The sequence below is a fragment of the Ruegeria sp. CDSA089 genome (genome assembly GCF_059612205.1).
Genome location: NZ_JBXWQD010000001.1, coordinates 1,051,901 through 1,068,710, shown reverse-complemented (window position 1 = coordinate 1,068,710; position 16,810 = coordinate 1,051,901). Strand labels below are relative to the sequence as shown.

The 16,810-nt window shown below is 59.7% G+C and carries 17 protein-coding genes; 6 read left to right on the top strand and 11 right to left on the bottom strand.

Translation table 11 applies throughout. The annotated features are described in order from the left end of the window. Position 1 precedes the first annotated feature (1 nt). From AC2FJ6_RS05430 to AC2FJ6_RS05415, 4 genes are read left to right on the top strand one after another with little or no spacing between them, the layout of a single operon-like run. A complete protein-coding gene (locus AC2FJ6_RS05430) occupies positions 2–1,552 on the top strand; it encodes a trimethylamine methyltransferase family protein (protein ID WP_170769887.1) in 1,551 nt (516 codons plus the stop codon). Then, entirely contained in the window at positions 1,553–2,227 is a 675-nt protein-coding gene (locus AC2FJ6_RS05425) for a TetR/AcrR family transcriptional regulator (RefSeq protein WP_170769888.1), read from the top strand. After that, positions 2,224–3,528: an NAD(P)/FAD-dependent oxidoreductase gene (locus AC2FJ6_RS05420; protein WP_170769889.1), complete on the top strand. Its 1,305-nt coding sequence runs from the start codon at positions 2,224–2,226 to the stop codon at positions 3,526–3,528. The genes AC2FJ6_RS05425 and AC2FJ6_RS05420 overlap by 4 nt, the downstream gene beginning before the upstream one ends. A gap of 54 nt (positions 3,529–3,582) precedes the next feature. Next, the gene (locus AC2FJ6_RS05415) at positions 3,583–4,314 is read left to right on the top strand and encodes a hypothetical protein (protein ID WP_496668564.1); all 732 of its coding nucleotides are present in this window, start codon (positions 3,583–3,585) and stop codon (positions 4,312–4,314) included. Here the strand turns inward: AC2FJ6_RS05415 and AC2FJ6_RS05410 are convergent. Beyond that, positions 4,311–4,670 (bottom strand): DUF3307 domain-containing protein, encoded by a 360-nt coding sequence (locus AC2FJ6_RS05410; RefSeq protein WP_170783009.1) that lies wholly within the window; start codon positions 4,668–4,670, stop codon positions 4,311–4,313. The two genes, AC2FJ6_RS05415 and AC2FJ6_RS05410, sit on opposite strands and share 4 nt — an antisense overlap. A 244-nt stretch (positions 4,671–4,914) precedes the next feature. Between AC2FJ6_RS05410 and AC2FJ6_RS05405 the strand changes: the two genes are divergently transcribed. Continuing rightward, positions 4,915–7,911, top strand: coding sequence for a cyclic nucleotide-binding domain-containing protein (locus tag AC2FJ6_RS05405; protein WP_496668603.1), 2,997 nt, complete (start codon positions 4,915–4,917; stop codon positions 7,909–7,911). On the opposite strand, the gene AC2FJ6_RS05400 is transcribed toward AC2FJ6_RS05405, so the two are convergent. From AC2FJ6_RS05400 to AC2FJ6_RS05360, 9 genes are all read right to left on the bottom strand, one after another. Further along, the gene (locus tag AC2FJ6_RS05400; protein ID WP_170770588.1) at positions 7,908–8,195 is read right to left on the bottom strand and encodes an ArsR/SmtB family transcription factor; all 288 of its coding nucleotides are present in this window, start codon (positions 8,193–8,195) and stop codon (positions 7,908–7,910) included. The genes AC2FJ6_RS05405 and AC2FJ6_RS05400 overlap by 4 nt on opposite strands. Before the next feature lie 109 nt (positions 8,196–8,304). Beyond that, complete coding sequence (locus AC2FJ6_RS05395; protein ID WP_170769891.1) at positions 8,305–9,537, bottom strand: mandelate racemase/muconate lactonizing enzyme family protein; 1,233 nt, start codon at positions 9,535–9,537, stop codon at positions 8,305–8,307. A gap of 6 nt (positions 9,538–9,543) precedes the next feature. Then, entirely contained in the window at positions 9,544–10,638 is a 1,095-nt protein-coding gene (locus AC2FJ6_RS05390) for a Zn-dependent alcohol dehydrogenase (protein ID WP_170769892.1), read from the bottom strand. Between the two features lie 81 nt (positions 10,639–10,719). After that, entirely contained in the window at positions 10,720–11,919 is a 1,200-nt protein-coding gene (locus tag AC2FJ6_RS05385; RefSeq protein ID WP_496668562.1) for a TCR/Tet family MFS transporter, read from the bottom strand. Between the two features lie 61 nt (positions 11,920–11,980). Then, positions 11,981–12,715, bottom strand: a complete 735-nt coding sequence (locus AC2FJ6_RS05380) for an alpha/beta fold hydrolase (RefSeq protein ID WP_170769894.1) — start codon at positions 12,713–12,715, stop codon at positions 11,981–11,983. An 11-nt stretch (positions 12,716–12,726) separates the two neighbouring features. Continuing rightward, on the bottom strand, positions 12,727–13,515 hold the full coding sequence (pcaD, locus tag AC2FJ6_RS05375; protein ID WP_170769895.1) for a 3-oxoadipate enol-lactonase: 789 nt from the start codon (positions 13,513–13,515) through the stop codon (positions 12,727–12,729). 59 nt (positions 13,516–13,574) lie between these two features. Continuing rightward, positions 13,575–14,549 (bottom strand): threonine ammonia-lyase, encoded by a 975-nt coding sequence (locus AC2FJ6_RS05370; RefSeq protein ID WP_170769896.1) that lies wholly within the window; start codon positions 14,547–14,549, stop codon positions 13,575–13,577. Further along, positions 14,546–15,373, bottom strand: coding sequence for an alpha/beta fold hydrolase (locus tag AC2FJ6_RS05365; protein WP_170769897.1), 828 nt, complete (start codon positions 15,371–15,373; stop codon positions 14,546–14,548). The genes AC2FJ6_RS05370 and AC2FJ6_RS05365 overlap by 4 nt, the downstream gene beginning before the upstream one ends. After that, entirely contained in the window at positions 15,370–16,059 is a 690-nt protein-coding gene (locus tag AC2FJ6_RS05360) for a haloacid dehalogenase type II (RefSeq protein WP_170769898.1), read from the bottom strand. Before AC2FJ6_RS05360 ends, AC2FJ6_RS05365 begins: the two co-directional genes overlap by 4 nt. Positions 16,060–16,167: 108 nt before the next feature. On the opposite strand from AC2FJ6_RS05360, the gene AC2FJ6_RS05355 reads away from it, so the two are divergent. Continuing rightward, positions 16,168–16,596: an FKBP-type peptidyl-prolyl cis-trans isomerase gene (locus tag AC2FJ6_RS05355; RefSeq protein WP_170769899.1), complete on the top strand. Its 429-nt coding sequence runs from the start codon at positions 16,168–16,170 to the stop codon at positions 16,594–16,596. Positions 16,597–16,613: 17 nt separating this feature from the next. Here AC2FJ6_RS05355 and AC2FJ6_RS05350 read toward each other — a convergent pair whose 3' ends face one another. Continuing rightward, a complete protein-coding gene (locus AC2FJ6_RS05350; protein ID WP_170769900.1) occupies positions 16,614–16,805 on the bottom strand; it encodes a hypothetical protein in 192 nt (63 codons plus the stop codon). Between the last annotated feature and the right edge of the window lie 5 nt (positions 16,806–16,810).

The window sequence follows — 16,810 nt, the reverse complement described above, 5'->3', positions numbered from 1 at the left end:
CATGAACGCGCAAACGTCTGAACGGGGCCGAAGACGGCGTGGACGCGGTGGGGACACCGCGCCACCGCCCAGTCGCGACGTCAACTACCGCCAGCTTAGAAATCCCTTTCCGCAGATGGAAGTGTTCCCTGCAGATCAGATCGCGGACATGCACGACACTGCGCTGCGCATCCTGCAAGAACTTGGGGTCAAGGTCCTGCTGCCGGAGGCACGTCGTATCTATGCCGCTGCTGGAGCGCGCGTAGATGAAGGCAGTGAAATGGTTTTTATCGGTCGCGACATGGTTGAGGCCGCCGTCGCCTCGGCCCCCAAGTCGATTGCCTGCCGTGCCGGGTCACGTGCTCGCGATTTCACGCTGGAGCTGGGTTCGTTGGTGTTTCAGCCAGGGGCAGGGGCGCCAAACGCCACCGATCTGGAAAGGGGTCGCCGCCCTGCGACGGGGCAGGATTATCTTGATTTCCTGAAGCTGACGCATCATTTCGATGTGTTCCAGATGATCTCACCCCAGGTAGAGCCGCAGGATGTGCCGACCAATTTGCGGCACTATTTCACCACGCAGGCGCAAATGGAACTGACAGACAAGTTCCCCTTCTTCTTCTCGCGCGGAACGCCGCAGGTGATGGATTGTTTCGAAATGCTCTCGACCGCGCGGGGGCTAAACGATGACGAATTCCGTACAAACCCGTATTGTTATACGATCATCAATACCAACAGCCCGCGCACGCTGGATATCCCCATGGCACAGGGGCTGATCGATTTTGCGCGGCATGGGCAGATGTCGATTATCACGCCGTTTACCCTGATGGGAGCAATGGCCCCGATCACCGTGGCGGGCGCGATCACACTGTCCCATGCCGAGGCTCTGGCGGCATTGACCCTGACCCAACTGACCAAACCCGGCGCGCCAGTTTGCTATGGCACGTTCACCAGCAACGTGGACATGAAATCGGGCGCCCCTGCTTTCGGGACGCCCTCGCATTTTCAAGCGTCACTGGCTGCAGGGCAACTCGCGCGGCATTTGGGCTTGCCATGGCGATCCGCTGCGGGATCGGCTTCAAACATTAACGATGTGCAGGCGGCGAATGAGAACCAGTTTGGCCTGTGGGGCTGTCTAATGGCCGGGGCCACCGTGATCATACACGCGGCAGGATGGTTGGAGGGCGGGCTGTCCGTTTCATTCGAAAAGCTTGTCTGTGACGCCGAGGTGCTGAACATGGTGGCCGAGCTTTGCGCAGGCGCTCAGGCCGGCGCTGCCGAGATCGGTTTTGACACCGCGCTGAGCGAGGTCGACCCTAGCGGGCATTTCTTTGCCTCAACCCAGACTATGGAACGGTACAACACCGAATTCTATCAGCCCCATGTCCATGACTACGCCAATTTCGGGACGTGGACCGAGCGTGGCTCGGTCGATGCCAATCACCGCGCCACCGAAGTTTGGAAGGGTATCCTTAATGATTTCAAGCCCCCCAGCAGCAACAGCGACCAGCTGGGTGCCTTGCAGGATTTCATCGCGCGCAGGACCGCCGAGGGCGGCGCGCCGCCGGAGAGTTGAATGAACACCAAACCCATTCTTCACCGTGATGATCCGGATGCCGAACCTTTGGTCGGCAATATCAAGGTCACGCGGGACGACTGGCTGAATGTTGCGATGGACGTGCTGATCTCGGACGGGGTCGAGCAGGTCAAGGTGATGAACCTGGCCGAGCGTATGGCCGTGTCGCGGTCGTCTTTCTATTGGTATTTCAAGTCCCGGCAGGAGCTGTTGGATGCGTTGCTCGCCAAATGGCAGGCGACCAATACGGCGGCCCTGATCGCCCAATCCGAACTCCCTGCCGCAACGATCACCGCCGCTGTTTGCAATGTGCAGCGTTGTGTCGTGAACTCTGAACTCTTCGATACCGCGCTGGATTTTGCCGTGCGCGACTGGGCGCGCAGGTCGGGCAAGGTACGGCGAATGCTGGATCAGTCGGATGCACGGCGGCTGGCGGCGCTGCGGGCAATGTTCATCCGCTATGACTATGATGAGACCGAGGCCGAGACGCGGGCGCGCGTGCTCTACTACATGCAGATCGGGTACGATTTGGCGCAGCTAAATGAGCCGATGTTGCTGCGTCTGTCGTTGGTCTCTCACTACCTGTTTGTTTTCACTGGCGTTGAACCGCTCGACGAAGAGATCGAGGAGTTCAGCGCCTATTCGCGGTTTTACTGGGAGAAGAACACGTCATGAGCCAACCTGACGCAATCATCATCGGCACCGGAGTGATCGGGGCTGCCGTCGCATTCGAGATGGCCAAGGCAGGATGGAAAACCCTGTCACTGGACCGCAACGCTCAGGTCGGGCACGGGTCCACGGCCGGGTCCTGCGCCATCATTCGAATGCACTATTCGACCTTCGACGGCACTGCGTTCGCGTGGGAGGGGTATCACTATTGGCGCGACTGGGCTGCCTATCTGGGCCTGCCCGCTGATGCCAATCTGGCGCAGTTCCGCGAGACGGGGTGTCTGGTGATGAAGACCGATGCCAACGGGATGCTGGTCAAGCATATGAAAAACAGTGCTGATCTGGATTGCCCTTTTGAGGAATGGTCGCCTGAGAAGATCACCGAGCGCTTGCCTGTCTATTCGCTGGACAGTTTCACGCCGCCCAAACGCATGGATGACCCGGAATTTGGCCAGCCCAACGGGGGCAAGATGCAGGGCGGGGTGTTCTGGCCGCAAGCGGGCTACGTTACCGACCCGGCACTGTCGGCGCAGAACCTGATGGACGCGGCCAAATTGAACGGGGCCGAAGTACGCACCGGGGCCGAAGTGGTCAAGATTCTGACCGAGGATGGGCGCGTGGCCGGGGTCAAGCTGGCCTCGGGCGAGGAAATCCGTGCCAAGGTGGTGGTGAATGTGGCCGGACCGGGCTCGGCGATCATCAACGGTATGGCAGGTGTGCTGGATGATATGACCATCGAAACCCGCCCCCTGCGGCAAGAGGTGGTGCACGTCCCCGCGCCCGAAGGGTTTGATTTCGAAAATGACGGCACCATCGTGTCGGACAGCGATATCGCGCTTTACTGCCGGCCGGAACATGGCAACCACATCCTTGTTGGCTCGGAAGATCCCGAATGCGATCCGCATCAGTGGTGCGAGGATGACGTGCACTACAACCGCGACTTCACCGATCAGTGGACCACTCAGGCGATGCGCTATGCACAACGGGTGCCCAGCCTCGGCATTCCCTCGAAAACGCGCGGAGTGGTGGACTTGTATGATGCGTCGACCGACTGGATTCCGATCTACGACAAATCCAGCCTGCCGGGGTTCTACATGGCCTGCGGGACCAGCGGGAACCAGTACAAGAACGCGCCAATTGCCGGCAAGATGATGGCCGCGCTGATCAACTATTGCGAGGGCGGTGCAGATCACGACACGCAACCGCTGCAATTCGAACTGCCCTATATCAAGCGAATGATCGACGTCGGGTTCTATTCTCGCAAGCGCCCCATTAACGAAGAAAGCAGTTTTTCGGTTCTGGGCTAGCCGTCAGGCTGAATCGCTCTAGAATTCCGGGAGCAGAATGGGACGGAGCCCAGAATGACCGAACCGAGGAACCGAGTTCTGATACTGGGCAGCGCCCCAAGCGCAGTGGCCGCCCGACAGTGGCCCCGCGCGCCCTTTACCCATATAGTCGCCATCAATAATGCCTGGCGTGTCCGACCGGATTGGGATGTGTTGATTCATCCCGAGGATTTTCCGGTCGATAACAGACCTGCCGCGTCAGATCCGGGTCAGCGCATTGTCGAGGCCTCGGAGTATGTTCCGCTGCAAAATGCTTATGGCGGTTTCGTCTATGCGGGCGGGACGATGGCCTTGACGGCTGGGTATTGGGCTTTGGCATCGCTGCGCCCGGCGGTTCTAGCCTACTTTGGCTGCGACATGATTTACCCGAAAGTAGGCAAGACGCATTTCTACGGTCGCGGGGCCGCCGATCCCTTGCGTGATGATGTCACGCTCAGATCGCTCGAGGCCAAGTCCGCGCGTCTGGGCTTGTTCGGGGCTGCGCAGGGTTGCCGGGTCGTGCGGCTGTCGCAAGGGCGCAGCAGGTTGGTCTACCCCTCAGTTTCCACGACCTCTTTGATGTCACCTCAGTTGCCATCGACGGATGGGATGGACAACGTTTTGCGGTGCGAACGGGATCTGGGATATTATGTTCCGAGTGGTCGGTATTGGGAACATGCAGACAATTTTGACGTTGAGAAGCTGGATGTGCTGGATGACATGTGGCTGTCGATCTACAGTCGATCCGGCCTTGTTAACGTGGCCTAAACCGCAAATTTTACCCAAGCCCAGACCATAGCGACATACGTCAGATTGTGCAGGCATTGGTCTAGACCGGCAGCACGCCAGAAGGCCGATTGCGTCGGTACCAGTTGCTTTTTGTCGGAATAACTGGCCTTGGCGAAATCAATGTTGAAATGAACGATCCATTCCAACGCGGCGATGATCAGAATAAAGGCCCAGGGCGCGCCGAACAGCAAAAACACAAGGACAGAGCCCACTACATGCACCGCTGCATGTTGTGCCCGTCCCATGTGAAAATATTCTCCGCGTCCCGCCAGCATTTTTGGCGTTTGGAGGTAGTAGTCCGCAAACATATGTTTGATCTGCAATAAGCAGAGCATCAAAAACACTGCGCCTAAACTGGCATGCAAATGAATCCTCCCGACATCGTCCTGATGCAAAGTCTAGGCGCTAACTTGTGGTTGCGCAAATGAACTTGTTCACATTCGGCAAAAATCTGATCAAATTGGAAACTGTTTGCGTCGCTGGTCTCGATTGCGGTAAATTCAAAGCAACGGTTGTGCGGCGATGCTGTTCAGGCCGTGTCCATGAACCGTAGCAGGGGCAGGTTCCATAGAACGCACGATCTTCCGCTTTATTTGGAAATATTCGAAGCGCGACCAGTTAATCCTGCTGGCTGTGACTTCGACGCTGTTTCCCTTGCTGTATCTCACGCTGGAGTTGCCTAAGCGGATCATCAATGACGCCATCGGGGCCGGAAGCTCGGTGGTGAATGTGCTTGGCTACCAACTGCCGCAAACCACATTTCTGATCATCCTGTGTTTTGCTTTCCTTGCCGCAGTTTTGGCTCATGGCCTGATGAAAATGCGGATCAACACGATGAAAGGTGTGCTGAGCGAGCGGATGCTGCGCCGCTTTCGTTATCAGTTAATCAGCCGTGCCCTTCGGTTCCCTCAACCCTATTTTGAACGGGTCAGTCAGGGTGAGATGGTGTCGATGATCACCGCCGAAAGCGAGCCGATGGGCGGGCTGATGGGCGATGCGATCAGTCAGCCGGTGTTGCAGGCAGGACAGATGATTACCATCCTGTCCTTCCTGTTTTTGCAAAGCGTCTGGTTCGGCCTGGCCGCTGTTGCGTTGATCCCGGTGCAGGCGTGGCTGATCCCCAAGCTTCAACGCCAGATCAACCTGCTGAACAAGAAGCGTATTCAGGAAGTCCGCGTTCTGGCCGCCCAGATCGGTGAAAACGCGGCTGGTGCCTCGACCCTGCGCACCAATGGCGGATGGCGGTATCGGCGGGCGATGGTCTCGGATCAGTTGGGGCGTCTGTTCGGTATCCGGTTCGAGATCTACCAGAAAAAGTTCTTTATGAAGTTCATCAACAACTTCATCTCGCAACTGACCCCGTTCATGTTCTATCTGGTCGGTGGTTTGCTGGTACTTCAGGGTTCGGTCTCGCTGGGGGCGCTGGTGGCGGCGCTGGCGGCGTATAAGGACCTCAGCTCGCCCTGGAAGGAATTGCTGACCTACTACAACCAGACTCAGGACATGTCGCTGAGATGGGAGGTGGTCGTCGAGCGATTTGCCCCGCCGGGCATGCTGGACGAAAAGCTGTTTGAGGGTGAGCCCGAAAAACAACCGCGTCTGCGGGGCGATATCGTGCTGGATCATGTCTCGGTCCGGGATATGGACGGCAATCAGGTGCTGGATGATCTGAACCTCAGCTTTCCGGCGGGTAAGACTATCGGGATCGCGGCACCCAGCGAGGAAGATCGCCGCGCCATTGCCGAGCTGCTGACGCGCGAGATGCTGCCCAGTGCCGGGCGAGTGTCGATAGGGACACAGGATATTGCGAGCCTGCATCAGGGGGTCGTCGCGGCGCGTATCGGCTATGCTTCGTCTCGCCCGGTGATGTTTCAGGGCACGCTGGGCGACAACGTAATGATGCCGATCCGGTTCAAACCGCTAAGCGCGTCCACAGACGATCCCGGATTTGCCGAAACTCGACGGGCGGGCAACAGCGATGACCCGTTGCAGGCCCAATGGCTGGACCCGTCGCGTGCGGATCTGGACAGCCCCGAGGCGCTACGCGACTGGTGGTTGCACCTGATTGACGGGATGGGCTCGGGTGGGGCGTTGTTCCAGCGCGGGGCGGAACAGGCGTTTGATCCGGACACGCACCAAAATCTGGCGGGAAAACTGATTGAGCTGCGCCCGGTGGTGCAGCAGGCCGTGCGTGATGCCGGGCTGGAGCAACAGGCGCTGGTCTTTGATCGCTGCTGCTACAACGCGGCCCTGCCGGTGGCCGAGAACCTGCTGTTTGCCACCCCGCGCGTTCCGGTGACGCAGGCCCTGTTGGCACAGCAGACCGTTTTCCTTGGCCAGCTTCGGGAATTGGGGCTGGATGAAACGCTGGTGCATCTGACCCGCGACGTAATCGAAATGCTGCGCCAGATTTTCGGTCTGGACGGAACCGATCACCCTTTGTTCCGAAAGCTTGGGCTTGAGGCGCAGACCTATGAAAAGGCCATCGAACTTTTGGAACGCACGCGGGACGAAGGCGTGTCAGGTCTGGATGATGAACAGCTTGCCACGCTTCTGGCCGTGCCTGTTGTGATCTCGGCCGAGCAGATCGGGCCTGCGTTCACCGATGAGCTGAAGGATCGGATTCTGGAACTGCGCCACAGTCACTCGCAAAAGCTGCTGGAAACGCTGCACGATGTGTTTGTGCCACTGAACGCAGATGCTTTTGCACCGGGTTTGACGGTGATGGAGAATGCGCTGTTCGGAAAAGTCAGCCAGATCGGTGGCGCGCGCTCGGACGAGGTGCGCAAGCTGATCGTGGATGTGCTGGATCAGAACGGCGCACGGCCTTTAGTGGTCGAGTTGATATATGACGTGCCGGTGGCGTTGGGCGGGCAGAACCTGCCTGCGGTTTTTGCCGAACCGCTTTCCTTTACCCGTGCGACGATCAAGAAACCCGATATCCTGATCCTTGATAGTGCGCTCGCCAGCTATGACATGTCCACGCAGGTTGCGGTCTATAAGAACCTGCGATCGCTGCTACCCGAGACGACTGTCATCTATCTGAACGACCAGTACGACAACCCCGGCGTATTCGACATGTTTGTCGAAATACGGCAAGGTCGTGTGGTTTCAGACGAAGGACCTACGGACGTGGAAGAAGACAGTGCTGCATCGGCCGACCTCGCGCGCAAACTGCGCGCGTTGGAGCAGACGCCGCTGTTTTCTGGCCTCGACCGTCGCCAACTTCGCCTGCTGGCATTTGGTGCCCGCTGGTTCGACGCCAAACCGGGCGAGATTGTTTTCCTCAAAGATGACCAGCCCACCGACGGGGCCTATGTAGTTCTGGAAGGGGAGGCTGGGCTGTACTTGCCGCAGCCCGACGGACCGGATCAGTTGATCACCACTGTAGGCGCAGGGGCGTTGGTGGGCGAACTGGGACTGATCCGCAAAGAACCGCGCGCGCTGAGCATGATCGCCGAGACAGAGCTGTCCTGTCTGCGCGTGGGCGAAGAGGAATTCCTGGCCGTTGTGGAAAATGACGCCGCGACGGCGTTTAAGCTGATGCAGGTGATTGCGGGCTACGTGTCGAACTAATCCTGCGGCTTGCAGAACAGATCGTAAAGCAGGCCGATCACCTGCTCGGTATTGCCGTCTTTCAACGAGTAATAGATCGTCTTGCCATCGCGACGGGTTGAAACCAGCCCCTCGGCCCGCAAACGCGCCAGCATCTGGCTGACGGCGGCCTGACGGATTTCCAGCAGCCTTTCCAACTCACCCACCGATTTTTCGCCCGTTCCCAAATGGCATAGGATCATCAGTCGGCCTTCATGGGCCAGAGCTTTGAGAAAAGCCGCCGCCTGCGCGGCGCTTTCCTTCATATCTGTTACGGCACCATCTGCCGTTTGCGTGTCGTTTTCCATGAGTGTCATGGGTGGCCTGTCTGAAACTAGGGGGTTCATGCAATATGCCGCAAAACCCTGCGGTTTGTCACCCCTCGGTTGCAGGCGCGCCGCCCTGAAACGCATTTCCGTTGACATAGTCGCAAGGTTCTTCCTGCATCTGTAAATGCAGACCCGTTCCGTCAAAGGGATGCGCGCGGGCCAATTCCTCGTCTACTTCAATTCCCAACCCCGGCGCGGTGGGCGCGGTGACAAACCCGTCCTCAACCCGAAGGCTGCCCTTGATCAGCGCGTCATGGAACGGGGTTTCGATCGTCTCAAGCAGAAGTAGGTTCGGGATTGAGGCCGCCAGATGGATATTCGCGGCCCACTCGATCGGCCCGGCATAAAGATGCGGTGCCATCTGGGCGTTGAAAACCTCGGCCATGGCGGCGACCTTTTTCATCTCCCATATCCCGCCAGCACGTCCCAATGCGGGCTGCAGGATCTCAGCCGCACCCGCGCGCAGGACCGCGCCGAATTCGGCCTTGGTCGTCATTCGTTCACCGGTTGCCACCGGGATGCGGACATTTCGGGCGACGCGGGCCATGTCCTCGACCATGTCGGGCGGCGTCGGTTCTTCGAACCATAGCGGAGAATATGGTTCCAGCGCTTGTCCCAGACGGATCGCGCCTGCGGTGTTGAACTGGCCGTGGGTTCCGAACAACAGGTCGGCTTTGTCGCCAACCGCCTCGCGGATCGCTTTGCAGAAGGCCACGGACATTGAGATATCGGACATCGCGGGCATGTGCCCGCCCCGGATCGTGTAAGGCCCGGCGGGGTCGAATTTGACGGCTGTAAAGCCGCGCCGCACCATCTCGGCCGCGCATTCCCCGGCCTGTTCGGGCGAAGTCCAGAAGTCGGTCAGGTTATGCTGGGGTAGGGGATAGAGGTACGTATAGGCGCGAATGCGGTCATTCATCAGCCCACCCAACAAGGCATAGACCGGGCGGTCGCGGTCTTTGCCCAGAATGTCCCAGCAAGCGATCTCGAGCCCCGAAAACGCGCCCATCACCGTCAGGTCGGGGCGCTGCGTGAAGCCGCTGGAATAGGCGCGGCGGAACATGAGTTCGATGTTCTCGGGGTTCTCGCCCAGCATATGCCGCTCGAACACGTCGCGGATGACGTGGCGCATCGCCTTGGGCCCGACGGAGGATGCATAGCATTCCCCCCAGCCAGTAATCCCGGTATCGGTCGTTAGCTTCACCAGTATCCAATAACGCCCTCCCCAACCCGGCGCAGGCGGGGCGGTGACGATGATGTCGAGATCTTGCAGTTTCATGCGTGGCTAGCCTCGGTCAAACAGGATCACATTGCGTTTGGCCGATCCGGTCTTGGTGTCGGCAATGGCCTCGTTGATTTGATCCAGCGACCAGCGGCCCGAAATCAGCTCATCCAGTTTCAGCCGCCCTTGTTCATAGAGGTCGATCATCCATGGGATATCCCGCTGAATGACCACATCGCCCATTTTCGACCCGATCACGCCTTGGCCCAAAGCGGCCAGCATAACCGGTTCATAGGTCGACATATCCCCGGAATGCGGCATTCCGATCATGATCGCCTTGCCGCCGCGTCCCAGATAGCGCGGGGCTTGATCATAGGCCGGGATGGCGCCGACGGTAATCAGTACCGCATCCGCGCCGCGCCCGCCCAAAGCCTTGTAGGATTCCTTCCAAGGGGCTTTGGCCGTTGCCAGAACGCCATGGGTCGCACCGAATTCTTTCGCGATCTCAAGCTTCTCTTCGGTCATGTCGACAGCCACGATACGGCGGGCCCCGGCTATACGAGCGCCTTGAATTGCGTTCAGGCCCACCCCACCCGCGCCGATCACGACAACGTCCTGACCGGCCCGCAAACCAGCGGCGTTGACGGCAGCACCTACACCGGTGATCACACCGCAGGACAGCAGGCTGGCAACGTCCTTGGGCATGGTTTCGGGGATTTTCACGATCTGCCTATGGCTGACGACGACCTTTTCGGCAAAGGCACCGCAGGCCATGGCCTGTTCCAGCGGATCGCCGTCCGAGGTCCGCAGTGGACCTTTCACTGTGTCGTAGGGCGTTTCGCAAATGGTCGGTTGCCCACCCGCACAGGACGGACAGGACCCGCAGGCGCGGATCAGCGTGACAACGACTGGATCCCCGACCTGAAACCCGTCGGTTGCAGCGCCCACGGCGGAGATCACACCCGCAGCCTCATGCCCATAGACCGCAGGCAGGAACCCGCCCCACGCGCCACTGGCGTAGGAAATGTCCGAGTGGCAGATCGCCACCGCACCCAGGGTCACTTCGACCTCGCCCGTTCCCGGTGGTGCCAGTTGCACGTCCTCGATGACCAGAGGTTCGTTAAACGCCCGGCATACGGCGGCTTTGATGGTTTGCATGGTTTGCCCTCGTCCTTTTGAGGCACGGTGCCGTGGACCGGGGCGCAGTGCAAGGCGGAAACCGTCATCAAAGGGTCGGTGTCAGGCCATATTCGGACGTGACCTAACGAAAAGAGCGAAGCCGACGATCATCAAAACCATGGCCAGCAGAAACGGTGCCCCCGGCAGATAGAGCACGGCATCCGGGCGCGCAAACTGCGCAAAGACGCTGGTCATCACCAAAGGCGATAGGACCATCGACAAGGCATGCAGTGAGGTGAGGACGCCCTGTAATTCGCCTTGCTGGGAATCCGGGGTGGCGCGGGAAGTCATCGCTTGCAACGCCGGGGTGACGATTGCACCAATGGCGGTGATCGGGATCAGCATCAGGGCGATGAAGCCGTTGGTCAGAAACCCCAGTATGATAAAGCTGACGATCTCGAACCCCATACCGAAGATGATGGTCCTGCGCTCGCCGAAATACCGCGTGGCCGGTCGGATCAACCCGCCCTGAACCGCAGCCATTCCGATACCGTAGACGCCCAGCGACAGGCCAATCATCTGCGGCGACCAGCCAAAGCGTTCAGTGGTAAAATAGGCCCAGATCGCCGGATAGACGTAGATCGACACAGAATAGAGGAAATAAACCCACAACATCGGGCGAATTCCGGGCAGGCTGGCTATGGCGCGCAAAGAGTTGACCGGGTTGGCGCGACGCAGGCTGAACGTGCGGCGGGTTTTGTCGGTGACAGTCTCGGGCATTACAAAGACACCGATGGCGAAGGCGAGGGTTGAAAGCCCGGCTGCCGCCCAAAAGGGCGCGCGGGTTCCGTATTCGCTGAGCAATCCACCGATAACAGGGCCAAGGACAAAACCGACGCCAAAAGCCGCGCCCAGCAGGCCGAAATTGGCGGCCTTGTCCTTCGGTTTCGAGACATCGGCCATGAAGGCCGCAGCAGTGGCATGGGTGGCTGCGGTGATGCCTCCGACCAAGCGCCCCAGAACCAACAGCCAGATGCTGCCGGCCAGTGCCATCACGACATAGTCCAGCGCCATCACGAACAGCGAGACCAGCAACACGACCCGCCGCCCATACGCGTCCGAGAGGTTGCCCAGGATCGGGCCGAAGACAAACTGCATGGCCGCGAATGTTGTGCTGAGCACGCCGCCCCAGATCGCGGCGCTGGCAAGGGTGCCGCCCTGAACCTCGACAATAAGCTCGGGCATGATCGGCAGAACAAGGCCGATGCCCATCGCGTCGATCATCACAGTCAGCAGGACAAAGAGGAAGGGCAGGCGCATGGTCAGCAATCACAAAGGGGGTCCGGTGGACCCTAGCCCCAGAGTGACAGGGTTGAAAGTGTCAACGCAGGCGACCCGACGGAAAGGGCTGATCTGCGATAGAGTTCAGAATTCCGGCCAGTTTGTCAGGGTGCGAAAAGAACGGCGAGTGCGAGCTGTCGATGTCGAAACGCATGTCCTGCGGCACCGACAGGCTCATCTGCGCCTGATATTCTGGCGGAATCGTGCGATCATCGGTCGTGCGGATATAGGCTTTTGGGACTTGCTCCCAATTTTCCGTGAGAGGCAGGGGCGTGTCCTGCGGCGCGATGGGTTGCGGGCACAGGCGTGCCAGCGCGCAGCGCACGGCACCGGGCGGGCAGTCGTGATAGAACAGGTCTTGCACGCAATCCGGCTTGACGATGTAGGACAGGCCGTCGGCAGATTTCTCGACCGCGTCAGCGATGGTCTGGCGCGGGGATCGGCGGCGCATCTCGACCATCGACATGCCATCTTTGGGCACGTAGGCGCACAGGTAGACCAGCGCCTTCATGGCCGAAGGATCGGCCTCGGCCGCGGCGCTGATCGGGTAGCCGCCCCAGGAATGTCCGACGATGATCGTTTCGGGGGTCGAAGCGGCCAACACCGCATCCCGGCACCCGGCCAGCGTGACTTGCGCAATGGGCGTCGGATCCGAGCCATGGCTGGGCATGTCAATCGCGCGGGCCGTGTGGCCCAAAGCCTGAAGCGCCGGGATCAGGTCGCGCCAGCACCACGCGCCGTGGCAGGAGCCGTGAACCAACAGAAAATCCGCCATGTCGCCCTCCTTCAGATATGACCGATATCGGCCAGGAAACGGTGCAGCAGGTTTGCATATTCTTCGGGCTGCTCGACGCAGGGCAGATGACCGGCCCTGCGCATCAACTCGAACTTCGATCCGGGGATCAGCTCGATGGTCTCGCGTACCAGATCGGGCGGGGTCGAGCCATCCTCGCTGCCCGCAATGCCCAGTGTGAGTAGGCGCAAGCCGCTTGTGGGGGTGTAAAAATCCGTTCCCGAAATGGCCGCACAACACCCAATATATCCTTCGGCAGGCTGGCGTTCCATCATGTTTCGCCACAGCAGCATATCAGGCGTGGCGCGAAACGCGCGCGAGAACCAGCGCTCCATCGTGGCGTCGGCCAACGCCTCGATCCCGTCCTTGCGGATGGCGTCGATCCGGTCTTGCCACATGGCAGGCGTGCCGATCTTGGCCGCCGTATTCGACAGCACCAGTGCGCGCACCTGATCCATGCGTTTGACCGCCAACCCTTGCGCAATCAGCCCGCCGATTGATAGGCCCACAAACACGCAATCGCGCACATTCAGAAGATCCAGCAGCGATTCAGTATCCCGAACCAGCGCACCCATCGAATAGGGACCGGCCGGGCATGAAGACAAGCCGTGCCCGCGTTTGTCATACCGAATGATCCGAAGACCAGCGGGCAGATGGTGCAGCACGGCGTCCCACAGGCGCATATCGGTGCCCAGCGAGTTCGCGAACACCACGGTCGGCCCATCGGGGTCTCCGTCGACCCGATAGTGAATCTGGACATCCCCAAGATCAGCGATTTGCATGACTGTTTCCCCGTTCATCCCATCTGGAACCGACTAATACCCAAATCGCGTAGGGTTTGTCAGGTCAGGAACTCCAGCGCTTTGACAAAGACATCCGGGTCTGTGTTGCCGCCCGAGGCGACGACGATCACCGCATCACCCTCGATCTCGTCGCGCCGAAACAGGGCCGAGGCCAGCGATACGGCTCCGCCCGGTTCCAGAACAATCTTGAGGCGCAAGAAGGCCAGCGCCATGGCGTGCATGGCTTCATCTTCGGACACAGACAGGCCGGGGCCGCACAGGCGGTTGAGGATGGGGAAGGTGATGTCCCCCGGTTGCGGAGTCAGGATAGCGTCGCAGATATTGCCGCTGGTTGCCGCGTTGCTTTGGATTTGCCCCGTCGCTAAAGAGCGTTTCACGTCGTCAAACCCCTCGGGCTCGCAGGGGCGGGGACGCAGGCCGGGAGCGTGTTCTTCAAGCGCCAGCGCAATGCCCGAGGTCAGCCCGCCGCCACCGCAGCACACCAGCACATCGGCTTGTTCCACGCCCAAATCCGCAGCTTGCCGGGCGATTTCCAGTCCAGTGGTGCCTTGCCCGGCGATCACCTGCGGTTCGTCATAGGGGCGGATCAGGGTCAGACCACGCTCGGCGGCCAAAGCCTCGCCAATCTCTTCGCGGCTTTCCGTGGCGCGGTCGTACAGAACCACCTCACCGCCCAGAGCGCGGGTGTTGTTGATTTTCAACTGGGGCGCGTCTGACGGCATGATGATCACCGACGCGATACCGTGACGGGCGGCGGCGTGGGCCACGCCCTGCGCGTGATTGCCCGAGGAAAAAGCGATCACCCCGCGGCTGCGCTCGGCTTCGCTGAGCGCTGAAATCGCCGACCAAGCTCCGCGAAACTTGAAGCTGCCGGTATGTTGCAGGCATTCGGGTTTGACCAGCACCCGGCGGCCCGCAATCTCGTCCAGAAACGGGGAGGTCAGGATCGGTGTTTCCCGCACGTGGCCCCGCAACCGTTCTGCGGCCGCTTCAATCATTTGCAATGTGCTCATACGGCGTCCAATATGTTGCGGATCAGCTCCAGGGATTGCGGTTCGTCCAGAAAGGGCGCGTGGCCCCGGTCAGGGACTTCGACTGAGACCAGGCCGGGATGACGTCTATGCATCTCGGCCAGAGTGTCCTTGCCCAGCACATCGGAAATTGCACCCCGAATGACGCCGGTTGGAATGTCGCGCAAAGCCTCAAAAAACAGCCACATATCCGGGATCGCCCCGGCGGCGGCCTGTTCCAGCAAGGCGGTGCGCAACCCCAGATCATAGCGCAAAGCTAGGCCCTGTTCAGTTTCCTGATTCTGGAATTCAGCCATTTGCCGCCATCGCTCCAGCGGAACTCCGGGGAATTGTTCGGCCATCATATGCTGCAGGGCAAGAGCTGCTTCATCATAGGTTTTGGAAACCGGCTTTTTACCGACATAGCCCATGATTTTGGCAATCCCTGAAGTGTCGATAACCGGCCCGATATCGTTCAGCACGACCGAGGCCAAACGCTCGGGGTGACTGGCGGCGAGCGCCATGGCTATCAACCCGCCGCGCGAAGTGCCGATCACCGAAACCCGCTCAAGCCCAAGATGGTCCAGCAATTCGATCGCGTCATGGGCTTCGCGCAGAACGTTATAGTTGCCGTGGTCGGTGTCATATTCCGACTGGCCGCGCCCTCGGTAGTCCATCGCAATCATCCGATGATCTGCCATATGCGGTGTCAGAAACGAGAAGTCCTGGGTATTACGTGTCAGCCCTGCAAGGCAAAGGACGGGCGAACCTGATCCGTTTTCTTCGAAATACAGGTTCTTTCCATCAGTTGTTGTAAAAAATGTCATTCCAGCCCAGCAAGTTGAGGGATCGTCGTCAGGTCGGACAATACATGCGCGGGTCTCCAGGGCAAGCGGTCCATTGGTTCCTTTGCGCGGTTGACCCATGCGGTGGTAAAACCATAGCCACTGGCACCTGCGGCGTCCCAGCCGTTTGAACTCACGAACAAAATCTCGCCCCGTTCGCCGCCGAACCGTTCCTGCACCAGATCGTAGACGCGTACATGGGGTTTGAAGACCCCGACGCTTTCGACCGACAGGACATCGTCCAGCACATCGCCAATCCCCGCAGATTGCACCGCACCGTCCAACATCGGCGGCGAGCCGTTCGACAGAATCGCGGTCTGCAATCCTCCGGCCTTGAGTGTTTGCAGCATCTGGGGCACTTCGGGGTAGGCCTGCAATTCCCAATAGAGGTCGAGCAGACGTTGCCGCAGTTTTGCATCGCCATCCAGACCGGTGGCCTCCAAAGCCCAATCTAACCCGTCCTGCGTGACATCCCAGAAATCCGCATGTGCGTCCGAGACTGCGCGCAACCAAGTATATTGCAACTGTTTCAGGCGCCAGTAATTAGCCAGTTCGGGCCATTTCTGCCCCAGTGCTTCAAACCCCGGCTCGGCTGCGGCCTGTCGCGCGGCGGCGGCTACATCAAACAGCGTGCCATAAGCGTCAAAGATACATGTTTTGATCGGCATCTGATCCCTCCATCCCTGGGGCGCAGGTTGGCAAAAGAGGAACGGGTTTACAATGGCGTGTCACACTCTAGGGTTCGCCGTTCAACTCTCTAACGGCCGGAGGCCAGAATGACCGCTATAAAACAGGGCGACACGGTTCGCATTCACTATACGGGAACGTTGTTGGACGGGAATGTCTTTGACAGCTCGGACGGGCGCGATCCGCTGGAATTTGTGGTGGGATCGGGGCAGATCATTCCGGGGCTCGACAGCGCCATGTCTGGCCTGACGGTGGGTGAGAAGAAGAAGGTCGAGATTGCTTGCGTCGACGCATACGGGCCGATCAACCCGGCGATGCGGCAAAGCATCCCGCGCGAAGGCATCCCCGACGATATCCCGTTGGAGCCCGGTTCACGCCTGCAAATGCAGGCACCCGACGGGCAGGTCATGCCTGTGACGGTGGTTGATGCGGATGAGGCAACAGTGACACTGGACGCCAACCATCCCTTGGCCGGTCAGGACCTCGTGTTTGATATCGAGGTGGTGTCGATCAACTGACCCTGCGCCGATGCGGATCAGCCTGTCAGCAGGCTGGTCCAGGATGCGACTGCGGTTCTGACCTGCGGCTGGGTAAAATACACAAACAGCATCAGCATTGTGGTCAGGCCCAGCAGAGCTATGCGCCCTCGCGCACCCAAAAATCCAGACTTGCGACGGGATCGGGACGTGCGTGCGGTGCTTGCCGCGATATGTTCAGCTTTGCTCATACCCG

Excerpts from the sequence above, each read along its gene's own strand:
- AC2FJ6_RS05370 (WP_170769896.1), bottom strand. The coding sequence starts at position 14,549 with ATGAGCACATTGCAAATGATTGAAGCGGCCGCAGAACGGTTGCGGGGC.
- AC2FJ6_RS05420 (WP_170769889.1), top strand. The coding sequence starts at position 2,224 with ATGAGCCAACCTGACGCAATCATCATCGGCACCGGAGTGATCGGGGCT.
- AC2FJ6_RS05365 (WP_170769897.1), bottom strand. The coding sequence starts at position 15,373 with ATGACATTTTTTACAACAACTGATGGAAAGAACCTGTATTTCGAAGAA.
- AC2FJ6_RS05360 (WP_170769898.1), bottom strand. The coding sequence starts at position 16,059 with ATGCCGATCAAAACATGTATCTTTGACGCTTATGGCACGCTGTTTGAT.
- AC2FJ6_RS05350 (WP_170769900.1), bottom strand. The coding sequence starts at position 16,805 with ATGAGCAAAGCTGAACATATCGCGGCAAGCACCGCACGCACGTCCCGA.
- AC2FJ6_RS05425 (WP_170769888.1), top strand. The coding sequence starts at position 1,553 with ATGAACACCAAACCCATTCTTCACCGTGATGATCCGGATGCCGAACCT.
- AC2FJ6_RS05415 (WP_496668564.1), top strand. The coding sequence starts at position 3,583 with ATGACCGAACCGAGGAACCGAGTTCTGATACTGGGCAGCGCCCCAAGC.
- AC2FJ6_RS05355 (WP_170769899.1), top strand. The coding sequence starts at position 16,168 with ATGACCGCTATAAAACAGGGCGACACGGTTCGCATTCACTATACGGGA.
- AC2FJ6_RS05430 (WP_170769887.1), top strand. The coding sequence starts at position 2 with ATGAACGCGCAAACGTCTGAACGGGGCCGAAGACGGCGTGGACGCGGT.
- AC2FJ6_RS05390 (WP_170769892.1), bottom strand. The coding sequence starts at position 10,638 with ATGCAAACCATCAAAGCCGCCGTATGCCGGGCGTTTAACGAACCTCTG.
- AC2FJ6_RS05380 (WP_170769894.1), bottom strand. The coding sequence starts at position 12,715 with ATGGCGGATTTTCTGTTGGTTCACGGCTCCTGCCACGGCGCGTGGTGC.
- AC2FJ6_RS05395 (WP_170769891.1), bottom strand. The coding sequence starts at position 9,537 with ATGAAACTGCAAGATCTCGACATCATCGTCACCGCCCCGCCTGCGCCG.
- AC2FJ6_RS05385 (WP_496668562.1), bottom strand. The coding sequence starts at position 11,919 with ATGCGCCTGCCCTTCCTCTTTGTCCTGCTGACTGTGATGATCGACGCG.
- AC2FJ6_RS05410 (WP_170783009.1), bottom strand. The coding sequence starts at position 4,670 with ATGCTCTGCTTATTGCAGATCAAACATATGTTTGCGGACTACTACCTC.
- AC2FJ6_RS05400 (WP_170770588.1), bottom strand. The coding sequence starts at position 8,195 with ATGAAGGAAAGCGCCGCGCAGGCGGCGGCTTTTCTCAAAGCTCTGGCC.
- pcaD (WP_170769895.1), bottom strand. The coding sequence starts at position 13,515 with ATGCAAATCGCTGATCTTGGGGATGTCCAGATTCACTATCGGGTCGAC.